Origin of the sequence: Trinickia terrae, assembly GCF_005144415.1 — a bacterium.
In the GTDB taxonomy this organism is placed as follows: domain Bacteria; phylum Pseudomonadota; class Gammaproteobacteria; order Burkholderiales; family Burkholderiaceae; genus Trinickia_A; species Trinickia_A terrae.
In genome coordinates, this window is record NZ_SWJE01000048.1 from 1 (window position 1) to 460 (window position 460).

At 65.4% G+C, this 460-nt stretch carries 1 protein-coding gene; it reads right to left on the reverse strand.

Features of this window, described 5'->3' with window-relative positions; genetic code table 11:
• Positions 1-460, reverse strand: a 460-nt coding sequence (locus tag FAZ69_RS33015; RefSeq protein ID WP_304571753.1) for a POTRA domain-containing protein, incomplete at both ends; no start/stop codon positions are given.

Below are 460 nucleotides of genomic sequence, written 5' to 3' on the forward strand. Positions count from 1 at the left end.
GCCGAGAGCACCACCTTGTCCGTCGAGGAGAAGCCCGCGCCCAGCGTGATCGCGCCCGTCGGCTTCTCGGCGACCTTCACATCGACGTCCACCTGGTCCTGCGAGCCTTCGACCGGCACCGTCGTCACGTCGACGTCGGTGAAGTAGCCGAGCCGGTTGATGCGGTCCTTCGACAGCGCGAGGCGGCTCGAATCGAACCATGAGCTTTCGAGCTGGCGCATTTCGCGGCGAATCACTTCGTCGCGCGTGCGCGTGTTGCCCGTGACGTTGATGCGGCGCACGTAGACGCGGCGGCTCGGATCGACTTGCAGCGTCAGCGCGACCGTGTGGTGCTCCTGGTCGATCTGCGGCACCGCATTCACGGTCGCAAACGCGTAGCCGTATTCGCCGAGCTTGTCGACGATCGCCTTGGTCGTGCTCTTCAGCTTCTCGGCCGAGAAGCGCTCGCCCGGCTTGATCT